At 65.4% G+C, this 18,507-nt stretch carries 16 protein-coding genes and 3 pseudogenes; 10 read left to right on the top strand and 9 right to left on the bottom strand.

Features of this window, described 5'->3' with window-relative positions; translation table 11 throughout:
* The first annotated feature begins 222 nt into the window (after window positions 1–222).
* The 8 genes and pseudogenes from CLI93_RS12155 to CLI93_RS12120 all read left to right on the top strand — a co-directional run bounded on the left by CLI93_RS12155 (window position 223) and on the right by CLI93_RS12120 (window position 5,801).
* A complete protein-coding gene (locus CLI93_RS12155; RefSeq protein ID WP_420823126.1) occupies window positions 223–1,857 on the top strand; it encodes an ABC transporter substrate-binding protein in 1,635 nt (544 codons plus the stop codon).
* Window positions 1,858–2,073: 216 nt separating this feature from the next.
* Window positions 2,074–2,215 (top strand): annotated as a pseudogene (locus tag CLI93_RS15460) (helix-turn-helix domain-containing protein); the annotation flags it as partial.
* A 24-nt stretch (window positions 2,216–2,239) separates the two neighbouring features.
* Window positions 2,240–2,362 (top strand): annotated as a pseudogene (locus CLI93_RS12145) (IS481 family transposase); the annotation flags it as partial.
* 75 nt (window positions 2,363–2,437) lie between these two features.
* Window positions 2,438–2,764, top strand: a complete 327-nt coding sequence (locus CLI93_RS12140; protein ID WP_095541722.1) for a hypothetical protein — start codon at window positions 2,438–2,440, stop codon at window positions 2,762–2,764.
* Window positions 2,765–2,791: 27 nt separating this feature from the next.
* Complete coding sequence (locus CLI93_RS12135) at window positions 2,792–3,547, top strand: PoNe immunity protein domain-containing protein (RefSeq protein WP_095541723.1); 756 nt, start codon at window positions 2,792–2,794, stop codon at window positions 3,545–3,547.
* Window positions 3,548–3,598: 51 nt separating this feature from the next.
* Window positions 3,599–3,940 (top strand): annotated as a pseudogene (locus CLI93_RS12130) (hypothetical protein); the annotation flags it as partial.
* A 290-nt stretch (window positions 3,941–4,230) separates the two neighbouring features.
* Window positions 4,231–5,088 (top strand): squalene synthase HpnC, encoded by an 858-nt coding sequence (hpnC, locus tag CLI93_RS12125; protein ID WP_095541724.1) that lies wholly within the window; start codon window positions 4,231–4,233, stop codon window positions 5,086–5,088.
* A 59-nt stretch (window positions 5,089–5,147) separates the two neighbouring features.
* The gene (locus tag CLI93_RS12120; RefSeq protein ID WP_095541725.1) at window positions 5,148–5,801 is read left to right on the top strand and encodes a glutathione S-transferase; all 654 of its coding nucleotides are present in this window, start codon (window positions 5,148–5,150) and stop codon (window positions 5,799–5,801) included.
* 89 nt (window positions 5,802–5,890) lie between these two features.
* Here the strand turns inward: CLI93_RS12120 and CLI93_RS12115 are convergent, their stop codons facing one another.
* Window positions 5,891–6,391 (bottom strand): hypothetical protein, encoded by a 501-nt coding sequence (locus tag CLI93_RS12115; protein ID WP_095541726.1) that lies wholly within the window; start codon window positions 6,389–6,391, stop codon window positions 5,891–5,893.
* A gap of 173 nt (window positions 6,392–6,564) precedes the next feature.
* On the bottom strand, window positions 6,565–8,256 hold the full coding sequence (locus CLI93_RS12110; protein ID WP_095541727.1) for an electron transfer flavoprotein-ubiquinone oxidoreductase: 1,692 nt from the start codon (window positions 8,254–8,256) through the stop codon (window positions 6,565–6,567).
* 485 nt (window positions 8,257–8,741) lie between these two features.
* Between CLI93_RS12110 and CLI93_RS12105 the strand changes: the two genes are divergently transcribed.
* Together CLI93_RS12105 and CLI93_RS12100 are read left to right on the top strand one after the other, a co-directional pair.
* The gene (locus tag CLI93_RS12105; protein ID WP_095541860.1) at window positions 8,742–9,521 is read left to right on the top strand and encodes an SDR family oxidoreductase; all 780 of its coding nucleotides are present in this window, start codon (window positions 8,742–8,744) and stop codon (window positions 9,519–9,521) included.
* Between the two features lie 74 nt (window positions 9,522–9,595).
* Window positions 9,596–10,489, top strand: coding sequence for a 2-keto-4-pentenoate hydratase (locus CLI93_RS12100; protein WP_420823125.1), 894 nt, complete (start codon window positions 9,596–9,598; stop codon window positions 10,487–10,489).
* 72 nt (window positions 10,490–10,561) lie between these two features.
* Here CLI93_RS12100 and CLI93_RS12095 read toward each other — a convergent pair whose 3' ends face one another.
* The 7 genes from CLI93_RS12095 to CLI93_RS12065 all read right to left on the bottom strand — a co-directional run bounded on the left by CLI93_RS12095 (window position 10,562) and on the right by CLI93_RS12065 (window position 18,358).
* Window positions 10,562–11,233: a LysE family transporter gene (locus tag CLI93_RS12095; protein ID WP_095541728.1), complete on the bottom strand. Its 672-nt coding sequence runs from the start codon at window positions 11,231–11,233 to the stop codon at window positions 10,562–10,564.
* A gap of 141 nt (window positions 11,234–11,374) precedes the next feature.
* Window positions 11,375–12,121: an ABC transporter ATP-binding protein gene (locus tag CLI93_RS12090; RefSeq protein WP_095541729.1), complete on the bottom strand. Its 747-nt coding sequence runs from the start codon at window positions 12,119–12,121 to the stop codon at window positions 11,375–11,377.
* A gap of 50 nt (window positions 12,122–12,171) precedes the next feature.
* On the bottom strand, window positions 12,172–13,416 hold the full coding sequence (locus CLI93_RS12085; protein WP_095541730.1) for an ABC transporter permease: 1,245 nt from the start codon (window positions 13,414–13,416) through the stop codon (window positions 12,172–12,174).
* Window positions 13,413–14,633, bottom strand: coding sequence for an efflux RND transporter periplasmic adaptor subunit (locus CLI93_RS12080; RefSeq protein WP_095541731.1), 1,221 nt, complete (start codon window positions 14,631–14,633; stop codon window positions 13,413–13,415). The genes CLI93_RS12085 and CLI93_RS12080 overlap by 4 nt, the downstream gene beginning before the upstream one ends.
* 25 nt (window positions 14,634–14,658) lie before the next feature.
* On the bottom strand, window positions 14,659–16,698 hold the full coding sequence (locus CLI93_RS12075; protein ID WP_095541732.1) for an acetyl/propionyl/methylcrotonyl-CoA carboxylase subunit alpha: 2,040 nt from the start codon (window positions 16,696–16,698) through the stop codon (window positions 14,659–14,661).
* Between the two features lie 176 nt (window positions 16,699–16,874).
* Window positions 16,875–17,627 (bottom strand): DUF4126 domain-containing protein, encoded by a 753-nt coding sequence (locus CLI93_RS12070; protein ID WP_095541733.1) that lies wholly within the window; start codon window positions 17,625–17,627, stop codon window positions 16,875–16,877.
* Between the two features lie 65 nt (window positions 17,628–17,692).
* Window positions 17,693–18,358 (bottom strand): hypothetical protein, encoded by a 666-nt coding sequence (locus tag CLI93_RS12065; RefSeq protein ID WP_095541734.1) that lies wholly within the window; start codon window positions 18,356–18,358, stop codon window positions 17,693–17,695.
* Window positions 18,359–18,507 lie beyond the last annotated feature (149 nt).

Here is an 18,507-nt window from a genome sequence, read left to right as displayed (position 1 = left end):
AAGCGCTGGGCTGCGTGCGCAGCGGGCCTTTCCAACTGCGTTCAAATATAGCAGCGCCTCAGTGAGCCCAAGGGGGTTGTTGGGTGTTTTACTCGGCTGACCTGGTCGCTTTTGTTGGGGCGTGCGGCAGTGCTCTGCAGGCTCTGAGCGCCGGTGCGACAATGCGCCGCGATGGCGCGCAGTCAGTGTGCGCTGTGCCTGGCAAATTGTGAAAGGAAGACCATGAAAAAATCCCTCCAGCCCTGGGCCATGCCTTGGAAGACGCCGCTGGCCGCTGCGGCTTTGAGCGCAGCGCTGGCCTGTGGCGCTGCTGGTGTGGCGCAGGCCGAGACTTTGCGCTGGGCGGCGGCCAATGACATTCTGACCTTTGACCCCCATGCGCAGAACCACCTGATGACCAACACCTTCGTGCAGCTGGTGTACGAGGGTTTGACGCGCTATGACAAGGAGTTCCGCATCGAGCCGGCGCTGGCCAGCAGCTGGACGTTCATCAACCCCACGCGGGTGCAGTTCAAGCTGCGCGAAGGGGTGCGCTTTCACAATGGCGCGACGATGACGGCCGATGATGTGGTGTTCTCGCTGCAGCGCGCAATGACGCCGCCCTCGAACATGGGCGCCTACGTGCGCAGCATCGCCAAGGTCGAGAAGATCGACGACATGACGGTGCAGCTCGATCTCAAGGGCCCCAGCCCCTTGCTGCTGCGCGAGCTGATCGGCGCGCGCATCATGAACAAGGCCTGGGCGGAGGAGCACAACTCGGTGCTCTCGCAGGACTTTGCCGCCAAAAAGGAGAACCACGCCGCGCGCCACGCCAATGGCACCGGGCCGTTCGTGCTGCAGAGCTGGCAGCCCGACACGCGCACCCGCCTGACGCGCAATGAGCAGTGGTGGGATCGGCCCGAGGGCAATGTGACTGAAGTGGTGTTCACGCCCATTGCCTCAGCGGCCACGCGCACGGCCGCGCTGCTGAGCAATCAGGTGGACTTCATCAACGACCCGCCGCCGCAGGACTTGCAGCGCCTGGCAGCCAATGCCGACATCCGCATCCTGGAAGGGGCCGAGTACCGCACGATTTTCTTCGGTCTGGATCTGCACCGCGACGAGCTGCTCTATGGCAGCGTCAAGGATCGCAACCCGCTCAAGGATCGGCGCGTGCGCCAGGCGCTCTACCAGGCCATCGACATCGATGCCATCCACAAGCGCATCATGCGCGGCCTGTCCGTGCCCACCGGGGCCATGGTGGCGCCCATGGTGCATGGCTGGTCGCAGCAGCTGGAGCAGCGCGCCAGCGCCTACGACCCAGAGGCCGCCCGCAAGCTGCTGGCTGAGGCGGGCTACCCCGAGGGCTTCTCGCTGGAGCTGGACTGCCCCAACGACCGCTACATCAATGACGAGGCCATTTGCCAGGCCGTTACCGCCATGTGGGCGCGCGTGGGCATCAAGACGCAGCTGCGCACCATGCCCATGGCTACCTATTCGAAGAAAGTCGCCAGCCACGATGCCAGCGTCTATCTGTACGGCTGGGGCGTGGCCACTTTCGATGCGCTGTACACGCTGGACTCGCTGGCGCACACGCGCGAGGGGGGCAGCGCCGGCAACTTCAACATGGGTCGCCTGTCGGACGCCAAGCTCGATGCGGTGATCGCCGCTGCGCGTACGGAAACCGACCAGGCCAAGCGCGATGCGCAACTAAGCCAGGCGCTGCAAATCGTCAAGGACGAGTACTACTACCTGCCGCTGCACCACCAGATCCGCCCCTGGGCCATGCGCAAGAACGTGCAGACCATCTACCGCGCCAACGACGTGCCTATGCCGCAGTGGACGACGGTACAGCCCGCCTCTGGCAAGGCGCGTTGAGGCACAAGGGGCTTGCACGCGGCGCGAGGATTTTGAGGACAGCCACGCTCGGGGCCGTTGGGATGAAGTGTTGCGGCGGTGTTTTCTGTCGAAACTGCGCAGCAACTGCGGCTGTTGCCCCGAAAAGCCGCTTCACAAACCCAATCTCAACAGCCCCTGGTGTTTGATCCCAGACTTTGATGGTTCAATCTTCTCCCCCGAATGGAAGGAAGGACTATGGGCCAGATTCTTCATGCAAGCGCCACGACGACAGAGGCAACCCGCCGAGCGATACAACATAGTCAAGAGAGCCTGAGCGCAGGCCCAGCGCTATGGCATCAGCGAGCAGACGGTCTACAGGTGGAAAAACCGCCAAAGCGTGTATGGCCGCCCGCACACGGCGCACCAACTGCCGCAGTCTGCCCTCAAGGGTCAAACGCCCATGCAGGCCATGAAACTATGGCACCGAGAGCGGCCTGATCTGTTCAACAAGCGGCCATATGATCGCGCGGGATGTGAAACCTAGAGCGTGTTATGCACTTTTCGCCCCCCCACACACACAGCAAAATTATGAAAACCACGAAAAATTTTTGAGAGAAAAATGAATAACGTATTCATCATTCGGGTCCATGTTCGAAAAATGGAAAACTCCATTATGCCGGGCAACATGAGTGACGCCTATGCCAGTTGCTATACTGCATCGACCGATTATGAGGAGGCTGTCAAAAGGGCGCTAAAAAAATTGATATCCGATGGCCTATATCCTGTAGAGATATTGGCGCCTATCGCGATGCTTAAGGCAAGTGAATGGGGTATTCATGTCAAAGAACAGTGGGGGATTTATGCTAGTGAAATGCCAGACCAAGATGAATTCATGAAGCGAATGGATGATGACGATGTTGTTTACGGCCCCTTCGGTGGATGCTGATTTCTCCAAGGCTCAATCCAGAAAACCATGATTAGAGATAAACACAAGGATAAAGCCTATTTTGATGAGCACATCATCCTGAATGATATTGCCATAGAAAAACGTCTGGATGTTGAAACGTTTTCGAATGTCGAAGGACGTATTGGCCGGTCATATACGCTTGTACATGATGCATTCATCAGTTGCATATACCGGTTTAGCCGGGGCGACAGTCTGGAAGACATTCGTCCGCATGTGCTGTTATGGATGCAGACCAAGGAAATCCAGCAACGCGTCATAGAGAATACTCCCAGCGAATTCAAAAAAACATGCGAACAATACACACGAGTAACGCTGGACACCGTTTATGACGCATTGACCATGATGGCCTTCAGCGCGGCCTTGCGCTTTACCCCTGAAGAAACGCATCGGTTATTGAATGCGATAGGTCACGCGGGCAAAGATGCGCTGATAGACGAGGCGGCCCGTGCCTTGGGGGACGTAAACCGCCCTATGGCTGAGGAATGCGCGTTCCCGAACGTTTACGCGCCATTGCTGGAAGTTTGGCGCTCTGCTCCAGAGCAGCGTGAAGCGCTACTGCAAAAATATATCAGCAGCTGGAAAAAGAAAATATCGCCTATTTACTGGTCTGACAACCTGAAAGGCGCGGGCGGCGCTTATTTTGGTTATTGGTGTTTTGATATCGCGCTGGTCGTGATTTTATTGAATATCCAGGATGCGGGATTAAGAAAAAATCAATATTATCCGACTGATTTGGTGGATGCGGCGACCGGCTCCCGCTGAGGCATACCAGCCCGCCAACCACGAGGATTGCAGGCCCGAGCGACAGGGCAACAAGCGCGCGGTCAGGGCCAGCGCGACGTGTGCCTCATCCCCGCCAGCGCCCAAATGGCGGGTCTCAAAGTCGTCCGTCACCGCCACCGACGCGTAAGGCAACGTGGATATGGCCGACCTGCAAGCCAAGTGCGCGCAATACAGCCAGCAACGGGCCTGCATCATGATCACCGACCCCAGCTACCCACGGCGTTTTTGAAGAACAGGTCAAAGACCTGTGCGCGCTGGTGCACCAGCATGGCGGGCGATGAGTGCGCCATCGGCACCGTCAGCGCCGCCCCCTATGGCGACGCCAGCGTACTGCCCATCAGCTGGATGCACATCCGCATGATGGGCGCAGAGCGCTTCCATCGACGCCATGATCGCCTTTCGCGCCGAAAGGCAAGGCGCGTTGAAGCACAAGGGGTTTGCACGCAGTGGAGGACTTTGAGGGCAGCCACGCTCGGGGTGAAGTGTTTCGGCGGTGTTTTCGGTCAAAACTGCGCAGCTGCTGCGTTGACAGCGCTTGCAAGCTGTTCAGGCCTTGCGCGCGCGTTGGCCTTGCATCTGCGGCAGTTGCCTCGCAAAACTGCTTCGCAAATCCAATCTCAACAACCCTAGGCCGTAGCCGGGTTGGCAAATAATACGGCGCTATGCAGCGACAACCCTTTGCCTTTCAGCCCGTGGGGCACTATGAGAACTTCCCGGTGGCCAGTTGGCTGTGCCCGGCCCGCTTGCGTGCGCCGGTGGCGGCCATCTACCACTACGCGCGCACGGCCGATGACTTGGCCGATGAGGGGCAGCTGCCCATGGCCGAGCGCCTGCAGCTGCTGCGCGAATACCGGCTGTGCCTGCATGGCGAGATCGTGCCGCCGCAGCATTGGCAACCCATCTTTGCCGCCGTGCAACATGCCCGCACGGAGTTCGATCTGCCCCTGGAGCCTTTCGATGCCCTGCTCGACGCCTTTGAACAGGATGTGAAAAAGACCGCCACGGGCCAGGGCTACGCCGACCGTGCCGAGCTGCTGGACTACTGCGCGCGCTCGGCCAATCCCATTGGCCGCCTGCTGCTGCGCCTGTACGGGGTGGACAGCGCCACGGCCCAGCAGCAAAGCGATGCCATTTGCACGGCTTTGCAACTGATCAACTTCTGGCAGGACCTGGGCCGCGACATCGAGCGCGGGCGCTGGTATGTGCCCGAGCGCGATGCCAGCGCCTACGGGGTATCGCGCCCCATGCAAAAGCAAGCCTGCCAGCAGCCAAGGCCGCCACAGCCCCTGGCCGATTTGATGGCCTCGCTGGTGCAATGGGCGCGCGAGTGCATGCAGGAAGGCTTGCCGCTGGTGCAGCGCCTGAGCGGGCGCGCGGGTTGGGAATTGCGCGTCATGGCGCAAGGCGGTTTGCGCATTCTGGAAAAGATCGAAGCCAGCGGCTATGCCAATTACTACCATCGCCCCAGCATCGGCCGAGGCGACGCGCCACTGTTGTTGTGGCGCGCCTGGCGCATGTAGCGCGCCGGTATTGGATGGCCTATACCTGCCAACACCCCACTCACCGACAGGAGAACGACATGCTCACCCTTTGTGGCTTTGCAGCCAGCAATTACTACAACCTGGTCAAGCTGGCCCTGCTGGAGAAGGCTGTGCCTTTCGAGGAGCGGCTGGTCTGGCTGGAGGACGTGGACCGCAGCGCCAGCCCTTTGGGCAAGGTGCCGTACCTGCTCACGCCCCAGGGGACGGTGAGCGAATCCGTGCCCATGCTCGAATACATTGAGGCCATCCATCCGCAACCAGCGTTGTTGCCGGCCGATGCATACGAGGCGGCCAAGGTGCGGGAGCTGGTGCGCCACATGGAGCTGCATTTGGAGCTGGTGGCGCGCACCCTGTACCCGCAAGCCTTGTTTGGCGGTCGCGTCAGCGACGAAGTGCAGCAGACGGCGGCGCGGTTGCTGAAGAAGAACGTGCCGGCCTTTGCCCGGCTGGCCGACTTCTCCCGCCCGTTCCTGATCGGCGATGCACTGAGCTGGGCCGATTGCGCTGCTATCGTGCACTTGCCGCTCATCAGCAGCGCCACGCGTGCCCTCTACGGCCAGGATGCGCTGGCCGAGCTGCAGGCGCAGGATTATCTGGCGCGCATGGCGCAGCGCCCCCACGTGCAGGCGCTCAATGCCCAGCGCAAGCGCAACGCCGAACAATTGCTGGCCCGCTACAGCGCGGGCCGCTGATTTGCATTCAAGAGATCAAAAAAGCCTTTGAACAGGCGCTGACTGTCAGGGCGCGTGCAGGCCAAAAGCCGCCCTGGCGCGGCCAGCCATCATTGCTGGGCAGTGGGCGCGACCTGCGGCGCGACCGAGGGTGTCGGGCCGCTGCCGCTGTTTACAGTGGCTGGGGCACTACCGCTGGCGGTGGCTGTCGTGCCGTTGGCGGCTGTGGCGCTGCCGGTGGCATTGGCGCTCGTTGCTGCAGCGGCACTGCTGTTGTCTGCAGCGGCACTCGCCGCTGGCGGGCGCAGCTTGTCGAGCTCTGCGCGCTGCAGTTGCAGCCGGTCGACGCGCTCCTGCGCGATATCGTCCTTGCGTTGCTGGCGGTTGATCTGGCGCTGGCGCGTGACGTCGTCAACCAGGCGCCCGCCGGAGGTAGCCCCGGCGCAAGGGGTTTGCTGGTAGATGGTTTTGCCGCCCGGCCCCTTGCATTTGTAGGTCTGCTGCGCTGAGGCGCTGCCGGGGGCCGCCAGAGTGGCCAGCGCGGCCAGGGCCGCAGCGCTGGCGAGCAGGCCGGCAGAGAGAAGGCGTGTGGGTCGGCGTGTGACGAACATGGCGGTTGGACTCCCTACGTGTGTGTGATGTGAATGTCGCCCTGCATGGCAGCGCGCCAGGCCTGCGGGCTGCTCTGGCGCGGGCAAGGCGTTTGATCCCGCATAGTAGCGCAGCAGCCAGCAAAAAGCCCGGCATATGCCGGGCTGCATGTGACGGGCGGTGCGGGCGGCGATCACATGTCCGAGTAGTTGGGCCCGCCACCGCCTTCTGGGGCCACCCAGACGATGTTTTGCGTCGGATCCTTGATGTCGCAGGTTTTGCAGTGCACGCAATTCTGCGCGTTGATCTGCAGGCGCTTGCCGTCCTCGCTGCCAGCGTCGTCCACGAACTCGTACACGCCTGCCGGGCAGTAGCGCGACTCGGGGCCACCGAACTTGCGCAGGTTGATCTCGATGGGCACGCTCGGGTCCTTGAGCGTCAAGTGCGCGGGCTGGTCCTCGCCGTGGTTGGTGTTGCTGATGAACACGCTGGAGAGACGATCAAAGGTGATCGTGCCATCGGGCTTGGGGTAGTCGATCTTGGCGCACTCAGCCGCTGGCTTGAGGAAGCTGTGGTCGGGCGCGGGGTTCTTCAGCGTCCAGGGCGGCACCTTCACGCCCAGCTTGGGCAGCAGCCAGTGCTCCACCCCGGCCATCAACATGCCGATGGTGCGGCCCTTCTTGAACCAAGGCTTGAAGTTGCTGGCCGCCTTGAGTTCTTGGTACAGCCAGCTTTTCTCGAAGGCCTCAGGGTAGGCAGTGAGCTCATCGCGCTGGCGGCCGGCGGCAATGGCGTCGAACAGCGCATCGGCCACCAGCATCCCGCTCTTGATGGCCGCGTGGCTGCCCTTGATGCGGCTGGCGTTGAGGTAGCCGGCGTTGCAGCCCACCAAAGCGCCGCCGGGGAAGATGGTCTTGGGCAGGCTGGGGATGCCGCCATTGTTGATGGCGCGCGCGCCATAGCCCAGGCGCTTGCCGCCCTCGATGTGCTTGAGGATGGCCGGGTGCTTTTTCCAGCGCTGCATTTCCTCGAACGGGCTCAGCCAGGGGTTCTTGTAGTCCAGCCCGACGACAAAGCCCAGCGTGACCTTGTTGCCCTCCATGTGGTAGAGGAAGCCGCCGCCGAAGGTGTCCTTGTCCATCGGCCAGCCGGCGGTGTGCACCACCAGGCCGGGCTGGGCTTTCTCAGCGGGGATTTCCCACAGCTCCTTGATGCCGATGCCAAAGCTCTGCGGGGCCTTGCCCTCCTGCAGGTTAAAGCGCGCCAGCAGCTGGCGACCGAGCTGGCCGCGCGCGCCTTCGGCAAACACGGTGTACTTGGCGTGCAGCTCCATGCCCAGCTGGAATTCGCCGGTGGGCTGGCCATCCTTGCCGATGCCCATGTTGCCCGTGGCAATGCCCTTGACGGCGCCATTTTCGTCGTAGAGCACCTCGGTGGCGGCAAAGCCGGGGAAGATCTCCACGCCCAGGGCCTCGGCCTGCTGGGCCAGCCAGCGCACCACATTGCCCAGGCTGATGACGTAGTTGCCTTCGTTGTGGAAATTGTTCGGCACCAGCGCGGCCGGGGTCTTGGTAGCGCCAGTCTCGCTCAGCAGCAGCACCTCGTCGGCGCTGACGGGCTGGTTCAGCGGCGCGCCTTTTTCTTTCCAGTCGGGGATCAGCTCGCTCAGCGCAATCGGGTCCATCACGGCGCCGGAGAGAATGTGGGCGCCGGGCTCGGAGCCTTTCTCCAGCACCACGACGTTGAGCTCCTGCTCCTTGGCTGCCGCCAGCTGCTTGAGGCGGATCGCAGTGGCCAGGCCGGCGGGCCCGCCGCCGACGATCACCACGTCGTATTCCATCGATTCTCGCGGGCCGTACTGGGCAAGGATTTCTTCGTTGGTCATGCTCGATTCCTGTGGGGGCGGGCCGGCTGCGCCGGACTTGTGGGAGGCTTATTTGAGAGCCTGCGCACGAACTCGACTCGGGGCGGCAAGAGGCGCGGCATCGGGCGGTTTGCGGCGTTGTCAATCCCCGCATCCCATCCTAGACCGCCTCTTGCCCACTCGCACCCAGATCGCGCACGGGCTCTGAGAAACCATGTCCGGCTGGTGACGCACATCGGGGCAGGCTGACGCCGACAATGCGCAACCGCCGCAGGTGGCTGCGCTAGGGGCGATTGATATTGAGATTGAGTGTTGCAGCGGTGTTTTCGGTCAAAACTGCGCAGCAGCTGCGACTTTTGCCTCGAAAAACCGCTTGGCAAATCCAATCTCAACAACCCTAGGGCGCAGGCCAGCGCGGCGGGCGGCACGGTTCGGGTGCCAATGATACAAGCAACCTCAGCGCTGCCAGGGCGTACAGGCCCTGCCCGCTGTACATGGAGAACGACATGGCATACACCATCGATTTGGCGGGCCGCGTGGCCTTGGTGACGGGCGCATCCAGCGGGCTGGGCAGCCGTTTTGCGCAGACGCTGGCCGCGGCCGGCGCCACCGTCGTGCTGGCCAGCCGCCGCCGCGATGCGCTGCAGGCGGTGCAAGAGCGCATCGCGCAGGCCGGCGGGCGCGCCTTCATCACGGCCATGGACGTGACCGACCCGGCCAGCATCGAGGCGGCGCTGGCCGATGCCCAGGCCCAGGCCGGGCCGATCGACATCCTGGTCAACAACTCGGGCGTGAGCACCACGCAAAAGCTGCAGGACGTCACGCCGCAGGACTGGGATTTCGTGCTGGACACCAACCTCAAGGGCGCTTTCTTCGTCGCCCAGGGCGTGGCGCGGCAAATGATCGCGCGCGCCCAGGCCGCCGGCGGCGCGCTGCAGGGCGCGCGCATCATCAACGTGGCCTCGATGGCGGGCCTGCGCGTGCTGCCCATGATCGGCATCTACGCCGTCAGCAAGGCCGGCGTGGTGCAGATGACCCGGGCCATGGCGTTGGAGTGGGGCCGCTTTGGCATCAACGTCAACGCGCTGTGCCCAGGCTACATCGAGACCGAGATCAACCGCGCGCACTTCCAGACCGAGGCGGGCAAGAAACTCATCCAGATGCTGCCGCGCAAAAAAGTCGGCCAGCCCGAGGATCTGGACGGGCTGATCGTGCTGCTGGCCAGCGGCGCCAGCCATTTCGTCAACGGCGCTGTCATTGCCGCCGACGATGGCTTCGGGGTTTGACCGGCTTGCAGGCCGCTGGCTGCGGGCGGCAGAATCTGCCGCTTTGAACAAGTTCTGAACGATCAGGAGACACCATGAAGCACACGACGACGATGCGGCGCGCAGCCGCTGCCTGGCTGGCCGCTGCAGCGCTGGGGGCCGTGGGCAGCGCGCAGGCGCAGTGCCTGGACGACGCGCAGATCCAGGCCTGGGTGACGGGCTATCTGGAGAAAACCCCGGTGGACAACCCGCCGGGCGATCTGAGCGCTGCCGATGGCGCTTGCACGCGCGCCAAGTTCAATGCCGCATTGGCGCAGCGCCTGGGCAAGGTCGTGGGCTACAAGGCCGGGCTGACCAACCCGGCGGTGCAAAAGCGCTTCAACACCGACCAGCCCGTGTGGGGCAAGCTCTACGAAGGCATGCTGCTGCCCAATGGCGCGACGGTGCCGGCCCGCTTTGGCGCCCGGCCGCTGTTCGAGGCCGACCTGTTGCTGCGCGTGGCTGATCCGGCGGCGCTCAAGCAGGCGCGCACGCCCGCGCAGGCGCTGGCTGCCATGGACCAGGTCATCCCCTTCATGGAGCTGCCAGACCTGCTGGTGCAGGCCCCGCCCAAGCTCAACGGCGCGGGCGTGAGCGCCATCAACGTCGGCGCCCGTCTGGGCGTGGCTGGCGAGCCGCTGGCCGTGCCCCAGGACGAGGCTGGCCGGGCCGCGCTGCTGCAACAGCTCAAGGCCATGGAGGTCACGCTCAGCGATGCGCAGGGCAAAGAGCTCGGGCGCGGCAAGGGCAGCGATGTGCTGGAGCATCCGCTCAATGCCGTGCTCTGGCTGGTGCAGGCCCTGGGCGCTGAGGGCATCGAACTCCAGCAGGGCGATGTGCTCAGCGTCGGCTCGTTCTCGCCGCTGCTGCCGCCTGCGGCCGGGCAGAGCGCCGAGCTGCGCTACGAGGGCTTGGCCGGCGCCCAGCCGGTGCGCGTGCGCTTCGAGTGAACGGGCCTGCCCAGACCGGCCAGCGCGCCAGTGCCCGGGCATTCCCATGGCGCTGGCGGCGCTTTGCTTGGCTCAGGCCGCCTGGGCCGTGCGCCCCACGGCCAGCAGGCTGGCGCCCATGGCCATGAGCACGCCGCCGAAGACGCGGTTTTGCACGCGCCGCGCGCGTGGCGTGCGCAGCAGCGCGCGCAGGCGCGAGGCCAGGAACGCATAGCCGTGCATCACCACCACGTCCACCGCCAGCGTGGTGATCAGCAGGATCAGCAGCTGCAGCACCAGCGAGCGCTGGGGGTCGATGAACTGCGGCAGCACGGCCACCATGAAGACGATGCCTTTGGGGTTGGTGGCGTTGGTCAGCGCGCCGGTCAGCAGGCGCTGGCGTACGGACGGATGCGCGGGCAGGTGTGGCGCATGTGCGGCGCCTGCCGTGTCTGCGGCGTCCAATGGGCTGCCCACGTGCGCTGGCGCACGCCATTGCTTGAGGCCCAGCCAGCATAGGTAGAGCGCACCGGCCACCTTCACTACCCAGAACGCCGTGCCAGAGGCCAGCAGCACCGCGCCCACGCCCACCCCGGCCACCAGCAAGATGAAGGCCAGCCCAATCTGCAAACCCCAGATGGTGGCCGAGGCCTGGCGCACGCCATAGGCCAGCCCGTGGCTCATGGACAGCACCGCGCCAGAGCCGGGCGACAGCGCGATCAGCCAGGTAGCGGCAAAGTAGGCCAGCCAGAGATGAAAGTCCATGGTTTGATTTCCGTTGTTTTCAAAGGCGTCAAAGATACCCTGCGGCGGAAGGGGTGCTGGGTGTGGGGTGCACACACGCGCACAGTTGGCGTGTGTGCGTGCTTGTATGTGCGTTTCGCGTGGATTTTGCCCTGCCCCTGGCTATGACTGGGCCAGACGGCCATCTTGCATCAGCAGCTGACGGTCGCAGCTGCCCGCCAGCTGTGGGTCGTGCGTGACGATCAGGCAGGCGCTGCGCTGCTGGGCCGATTGCTCGGCGCTGAACTCGCGCAGCAGCGCAAAAATTTCGCGCGCGGTTTGGCTGTCGAGGTTGCCGGTGGGCTCGTCGGCCAGCAACAGGCGCGGCGCGGGCAGCAGCGCTCGGGCAATGGCCACGCGCTGCTGCTGCCCGCCCGAGAGGGCGTGTGGCCTTTTGTGCGCGTGCGCGCGCAGCCCTACGCGGTCGAGCAATTGCAGCGCGCGCTCGACGTCCTGCTCGCGCGCCCTGTTGTGGGCGATGCTGGCGGGCATGAGCACATTCTCCAGCGCGCTGAAGGCCGGCAGCAGATGGTGGAACTGAAACACAAAGCCGATGCTGCGGCCGCGCAGGGCAGTGCGCTGGCGCTCGCTCAGGCCGCTGGTGCTGCGGCCGTCGATGAGAATGTCGCCGCTGGTGGCCGGCTCAAGCAGGCCGATCACGTTCAGCAAGGTGCTCTTGCCCGAGCCTGAGGCCCCGGCCAAGGCGCAGAACTCACCGGCGGCAATGCGCAGGTCGATGCCGTGCAGGATTTCAATTTCCACCGGCGTGCCAACGTTGTGTGATTTGCGCACGCCGCGCAGCTCCAGCACGGGCGTGGGGGCCGGTGCGGGGGCGGCAGATGGTGGAGGCAGTGCGGCGGCATCGGGCATAGCAGTTGGCGGACGGTAAGTTGGCAAGTCGGTGCAGCGCGTTGGCGGCATCAGGTTTTGATGGCCTGCACCGGCTCCAGCCGGCTGGCGCGCCGCGCTGGCCACCAGGCGCCGGCCAGGCCGATCAGCACGGCCCCGGCCATGGTGGCGGCCATGGTGGGCAGGCCCAGGCGCACGTCGGCAAAAATGCTCCCGGGCGCCATGCGCCCCAGGCCCGTCAGCAGCGCCAGCGCCAGCAGCAGGCCCAGGGCCGAGCCGGCCAGCCCCAGCAGGCCGCCCTGCAGCAAAAAAATGGCCTGGATTTGCCGCTGCGCCGCACCCATGGCGCGCAGGATGCCGATCTCCTTTTGCTTTTGCACGGCCGAGACCACCAGCACGCTGGCAATGCCCAGCGCCACGACCAGCACGGTGAAGCTGCTGATGACGCGGTTGGAGGCCGCCTGGCTGCGCAACGCCTTGAGCAGCTGGGCGTTGGTGTCCATCCAGCTCTCGGCCTGCAGGCCGCTGCGCGCGGCCAGCCGCTGGGCGATGTGCTTGGCGGCAAACAGCTCGTGCACGGCAATCTCGATGGTGGAGGCGCCGCCGGCCAGATCCAGCAGGTTCTGCGCCAGCGTCATGGTGGTGAACACCCAACGGCGGTTCAGGTCGCGCGTGCCAATGTCGAACAGGCCGGCGATTTGCAGGGTTTCGCTGCGGCCTTCGGCCGTGCGCAGAAAAATTTTGTCGCCCACGCTGGCGCCCAGATCCTCAGCCAAGTCGATGCCGATGATGGCCTGGTTGCCGCTGAGTGCGAATTGGCCCTGCACCATGTATTCGTGCATCTTGACGATGTTCAGATAGCGCAGGGGCTGCATGCCCAGCACGGCCACCGATTTGCTGGCGCGGCCGCGCACGGCAAAGGCCGGGCCGCTGACCAGCGCCGAGACTGCGCGCACGCCATCCATCTGCTCGGCCAGCGCCAGCATGGACTGCCACTGGTCGATGGCGCGCAGGCGTTGCGGGCGTGGCTCGATGATGGCGGCGGCGTCGCCCGTGCTGGCGCGCACGTTGCGCTCCTCCAGCGGGCGCATGACGATGTGCGCCTGGTTGCCCAGCACGCGCGCAATGGTGCTGCGCTGCAGTTCGCCAATCAGCTCGGCAAGGAACACGACCACCGCCACGCCGATGGTGATGCCCGCCAGCACCAGCGCGGTTTGCACGCGCCCCTCGCGCAGAAAGCGCAGCGCCACCATCCAGACGAAGGGCAGGCGCTGGCGATGGGGCCGCTGCGGCGGTGTGGCGAGGGCGCTGCTCATGGTGCGACGCGCTCGCCGGATGGGCCGCGCACGGCGGCGCGCTGGCCCTCGCGCAGCGCCGCGTTGGGGTAGAGAACCCAATCGCCCGCCTGCAGGCCGGCGCTGACCTCGACCTGTCCGATGCCCTGGATGCCCAGCGTCACCGGCGTGCGCTGGGCGCGGCCTTGCTGCAGACGCCAGACCCAGTGCGCCTGGTCGCTGTGTTGCACGGCATCGGCTGGCAGGATCAAGGCGTTGGGCCGCTGCCTGGCCAGCAGCTCGACCGAAACGCTCATGTCCGGGCGCAGAAAGGGCGGTGGCTGTGGCACATGCAGCCGCAAGCCAACTGTGCCGCGCAGCGCATCGATGCCCGGTGCAATGTGCTCCAGCTCGGCGGCAAAGCCCTGGCCCGGATAGGCGTCGGCCACGGCCTGCGCGGCCATGCCCAGCTGCAGCAGGGCAAGGTTTTTCTCATCGACGCTGGCTTCGATGCGGGTCTGGCCTGTCTGCGCCAGCTCCAGCAGCGTGCGGCCGGCCTGTACCACGTCACCGGGCTCAACCTGGCGTGCCAGCACCAGCGCATCTGCAGGCGCGCGGATGTCCAGCGACTGGCGCTGTGCCTGCGCCTGTTGCAGCTGGGCCTGGGCCTGCTGCAGCCGTGCCTGGGCCAACGCCTGTTGCGTGCCCCCAGCCTGCCGCGCCGCGTGCTGGGCCTGGGCGCTGCGCAGCTGTGCCTGCGCGGCCGCCAGTGCGTTGCCGGCCGCATCGAGGTGGGCCTGGGCCAGAAAGCCCTGCGCCACCAGCGCCTGGGTGCGCTCATGCTCGCGCCGCGCCAGTTGCAGTGCAGCCTGCGCCTGCTGCAGCGCCTGGGCGCTGACAGGGGCATCGACCACCTGCAGATTGCGCAGTTGCAGCTGGGCCTGGGCCAGCTCGGCCTGGGCCTTGTGAACCTGGGCCTCGGCTTCGTGCGCGCGCAATCGCAGCAGCAGCTCGCCAGCTGCCACCTGCTGACCTTCGCGCACCAGCACCTGCGCAACGGTGCCAATGGTTTCACTGCCGAGAGTCAGGCGCGCGGCGCTGTCCACGCGGCCAGTGGCGACCACAGTCTGCTGCAGCGGCCCTTGGCGCACTTGCACGGCATCGAACACGGGCACGCGCGCCCACCACCAGAGCGCGGCGGCAGCGCACATGCCCAGCAGGAGCAGGGCGATCAACCAGCGGCGGCGTTTCGGGGTCATGGTGCCGGGGCTTTGGCGGGCGCGCTCAGCTGGCGCTGCCCAGGGTCAGCAGTTCGGCGCCGTCCATGACTTGGTCGCCGGGGGCGAACAGCAGCTCGGCCACCACGCCGTCGCGCGGGGCGACGATGGTGTGCTCCATCTTCATGGCCTCCATCACGGCCAGCGGCTGGCCTTTCTTGACCTTGTCGCCGGGTTGCACGGCGAAGGAGACGACTTTGCCGGGCATGGGCGCTGCCAGGCCGCCGCCTTCGCCTTCGCCTTCGCTCTGGCTCAGCGGGTCGATCCAGGTGATGCTGTCGTGGCCGCGCGCGGCAAAGACTTCGACGGCGCTGCCGTTGCGGTAGATGGACAGGCGCGCGCTGCGCTCGGCGAATTGCACTTCCAGCGCATCGCTGCCGGGTACGGGGGCGAACTGCACGATGCCTTCGCGCAGCGGCGCGGCTTTGTAGTCGCCGTGCGGGCGGATGCTCAGGTGCAGGCTGCCGTCGTTGAGGTAGCTGATGGTGGCGTCCAGCTTGGCTTCGCCCTTGGCAAAGAGGAAGAAGCGCTTGGCCACGCCCCAGCCGCGCCAGCCGTCGCGCTGGGCGAAGGGGTCGCGCTCGGGGCTGGCTTCTTCTTTGTGCAGCATGTCGGCCACGGCGGCGGCCACGGTGTATTCCACGGGCCAGGCGCTTTGGCCAAAGAGTTGGGCGGCCTCGCGCTGGATCAGGGCGGTGTCGAGCTTGGCCTGGGCGAAGGATTCGGTCTTGATGGCGCGGCGCAGGAATTGCACGTTGTTGGGCAAGCCGACGATGTGCAGCTGCGAGAGGGCTTCATCGAGCCGCGCCAGGGCTTGCTCGCGCGTTTCGCCGTGCACGATGAGCTTGGCGATCATGGAGTCGTAGAACGGGCTGATGGCGTCGCCCTCGCGCACGCCGTCGTCCACGCGCACTTCGCTGACGGCAAAGCTGCTGGAGGCGGGCTTGCGGTAGAAGTGCAGCGTGCCGGTGGCGGGCAGGAAGTCGTTGTCGGGGTTTTCGGCGTTGATGCGCGCCTCAATGGCGTGGCCGTTGAGGTGCAGCTCCTGCTGCTTTTTCGGCAGCGCTTCGCCTGCGGCCACGCGCAGTTGCCATTCGACCAGATCCAGGCCGGTGATGGCCTCGGTGACGGGGTGCTCGACTTGCAGGCGGGTGTTCATCTCCATGAAGTAGAACTTCATGTCCTCGGGCTTGTCGTAGCCGCCGGGCTGCTCGACGATGAATTCCACCGTGCCCGCGCCCACGTAGCCCACGGCGCGCGCGGCGTTGACGGCGGCCAGCCCCATTTGCTGGCGCAGGGTGTCGGTCATGCCGGGGGCGGGCGCTTCTTCCAGCACCTTCTGGTGGCGGCGCTGCACGGAGCAGTCGCGCTCGAACAGGTACACCACGTTGCCTTGCGTGTCGGCAAAGACCTGGATTTCGATGTGGCGCGGGCGCTGCACGTATTTTTCGACCAGCACGTTGTCATCGCCAAAGCTATTGATGGCCTCGCGCTTGCACGATTGCAGCGCGGCGGCGAAGTCCTCGGCTTTTTCCACGATGCGCATACCCTTGCCGCCGCCGCCGGCGCTGGCCTTGATGAGCACGGGGTAGCCGATGCGATCGGCCTCGTGCTGCAGCAGGGTTTCGTCCTGGTCCGTGCCGTGGTAGCCGGGCACCAGCGGCACGCCGGCCTGCTCCATCAGGCGCTTGGATTCGGCCTTCAGCCCCATGGCCTTGATGGCGCTGGCCGGCGGGCCGATGAAGACCAGGCCGCTCGCGGCGCAGGCCTGGGCGAAGTCCTCGTTCTCGCTCAAAAAGCCATAGCCGGGGTGGATGGCCTGCGCGCCCGTGGCCTTGGCGGCATCGATGATGCGCTGCCATTGCAGGTAGCTCTCCTTGGGCGTGTTGCCGCCCAGATGCACGGCCTCGTCGCAGACTTGCACGTGCTTGGCCTTGGCATCGGCATCGGAATACACGGCCACGGTTTGCACGCCCAGGCGGTGGGCAGTGGCGGCGACGCGGCAGGCGATTTCGCCACGGTTGGCAATCAGGATTTTGCTGAACATGGTGGGCTCTCCTCGTTGTTCAAACGGCGCGTTGGGCGAAGTCGCCTGCGCACGCTGCGCGTGCCAGGCATTTTGTCGATGCCTGCCCCAGGGGCTGGCTTTCGCCACGGTTGGCAATCAGGATCTTGGTGAACATGGTTTGTCTCCTCAAATGTCTGGATTCGGAAAATGAAGGCTCAAGGTGTGGCGGGCGCCGGCTGGCGGCGCAGCTTGTGCAGCACCAGCTTGAAGAATTTGTAGAGCAGCGCGATCAGGGCAATGGCCAGCAGCACCATCACCGCCAGCGCGATGCCAAAGGCCACGGGGTATTGCGTGGCCAGCCAGACCACGGCGATGACCAGGCCGTCCTCGAACAGCGAGGCCAGCCAGTTGGAAAACGGCTCCGGGCTGGTGTTGATGGCCGCGCGCGCGGTGGCCTTGGCGGCGAACGAGGTGGCCGCGAGCGAGCCGCCCAGCAGCCCGGCGGCCACGCCCATGGCGGCGCTGTCGGCGCCGAACACGCCGGCGGCCAGCAGCGCGCCAGCGGGCACGCGGATGAAGGCGTTGATGCCGTCCCACGCGCTGTCCAGCCAGGGCACCTTGTCGGCAAAAAACTCCACCAGCAGCATGAAGCCGCTCACGGCCAGCACCAGCGGATGCTCCAGCACGGAAAGGCCGCTGGGCAGCGCCAGCCAGCCCGCCGCGCCCATGGCCCCGACCAGGAAGGTGACGGCATAGAGCCGAAAGCCGCTGGCCCAGCCCAGCGCGGCGGCCAGGGCCATGAGGCCCGCCATGTCCAGCTGGGCCACGGCGCCGCTGGCGGCCTGGCCCACGGCCTGTGCGCCCTGATCCACGGCATCGCCCACGGCGCGCGCCGTGTCGGGCCCGATGTGGATGCCGATGCCGTGCAGCCACTGCACGATGGCGTCGATCAAGCTCTGGTCTTGCATGAGGTTCTACATTCCCGGTAGCGGTTTGCGGCGGATGGATGAAAGCAGGGCCTGGGCTGGCGCGGTCAGGACGCTGGCATGGGAAGCACGGCCATGAACTGGCCGCACACTTTGACCTGGCCGTTTTGCACCTGCCAGCCCTGCAATTGCTCCGTCACGCTGAGTGCGCAGTCTGCCCAGGGCTGGTCGCGGGCCTGCACCTGCACGGCGCCCTGGGCGGTTTCGGTGACCACATAAGGGATTTTCTCCCCTGGCCTTTCCGCCCCCATGATGAGCAGCCCCGGCCCGGGCAGCAGTTGCAGCGCCTGGCAGTTGTTGTAGCTGTTTTGGCGCTCGAACAGGGTGTCCAGCTGCACGGGCTGGCCCCGGTGGCTGATCCAGTAGTCGCAGAACGCCGTCGCCTGGCCTGCGCGGCCAGCGATGTAGCGGCGGATCTCAACGCTGAAGGGGCCGTGCTGCACCGTGCGCAGCAGCTCACCCCGATCGCGCGTGGACGGCGGCGTGCCGGCGCCAAAGCTGCCCGATGACGGGCCGGGCCATTCACACCCGGCCACGGCCAGCAGCGCGCCCAGCGCCATGAGTGCGGCCATGGCCCGCTTGAACACCGCTTGCCCTGCGCCGTTGGCCGCTCCGCTTACAGCGCCCACGGTGCGCACGGCAGCAAGCGCCAGCTGCGCGCCCGCATCATGCAGGCGCGGCAACAAGGCATCGGTCAGGCGTTCCAGTGACATTGTTTGCTTCAAAAACAATCGCTATTGAGCAGAAATCAAACAACTTGAACAAATAAATCCTTCAAGCCGCATATTTGACGCTGTCCTTTTGAAAGAACTGCTTGACCTTTTGAGGTGACTTCTGCAGGTGTCTCATGTGGCTGACTGCG

Source organism: Vandammella animalimorsus (genome assembly GCF_002288875.1).
Classification (GTDB): domain Bacteria; phylum Pseudomonadota; class Gammaproteobacteria; order Burkholderiales; family Burkholderiaceae_C; genus Lampropedia; species Lampropedia animalimorsus.
This window is presented reverse-complemented; position numbering and strand designations above follow the sequence as displayed.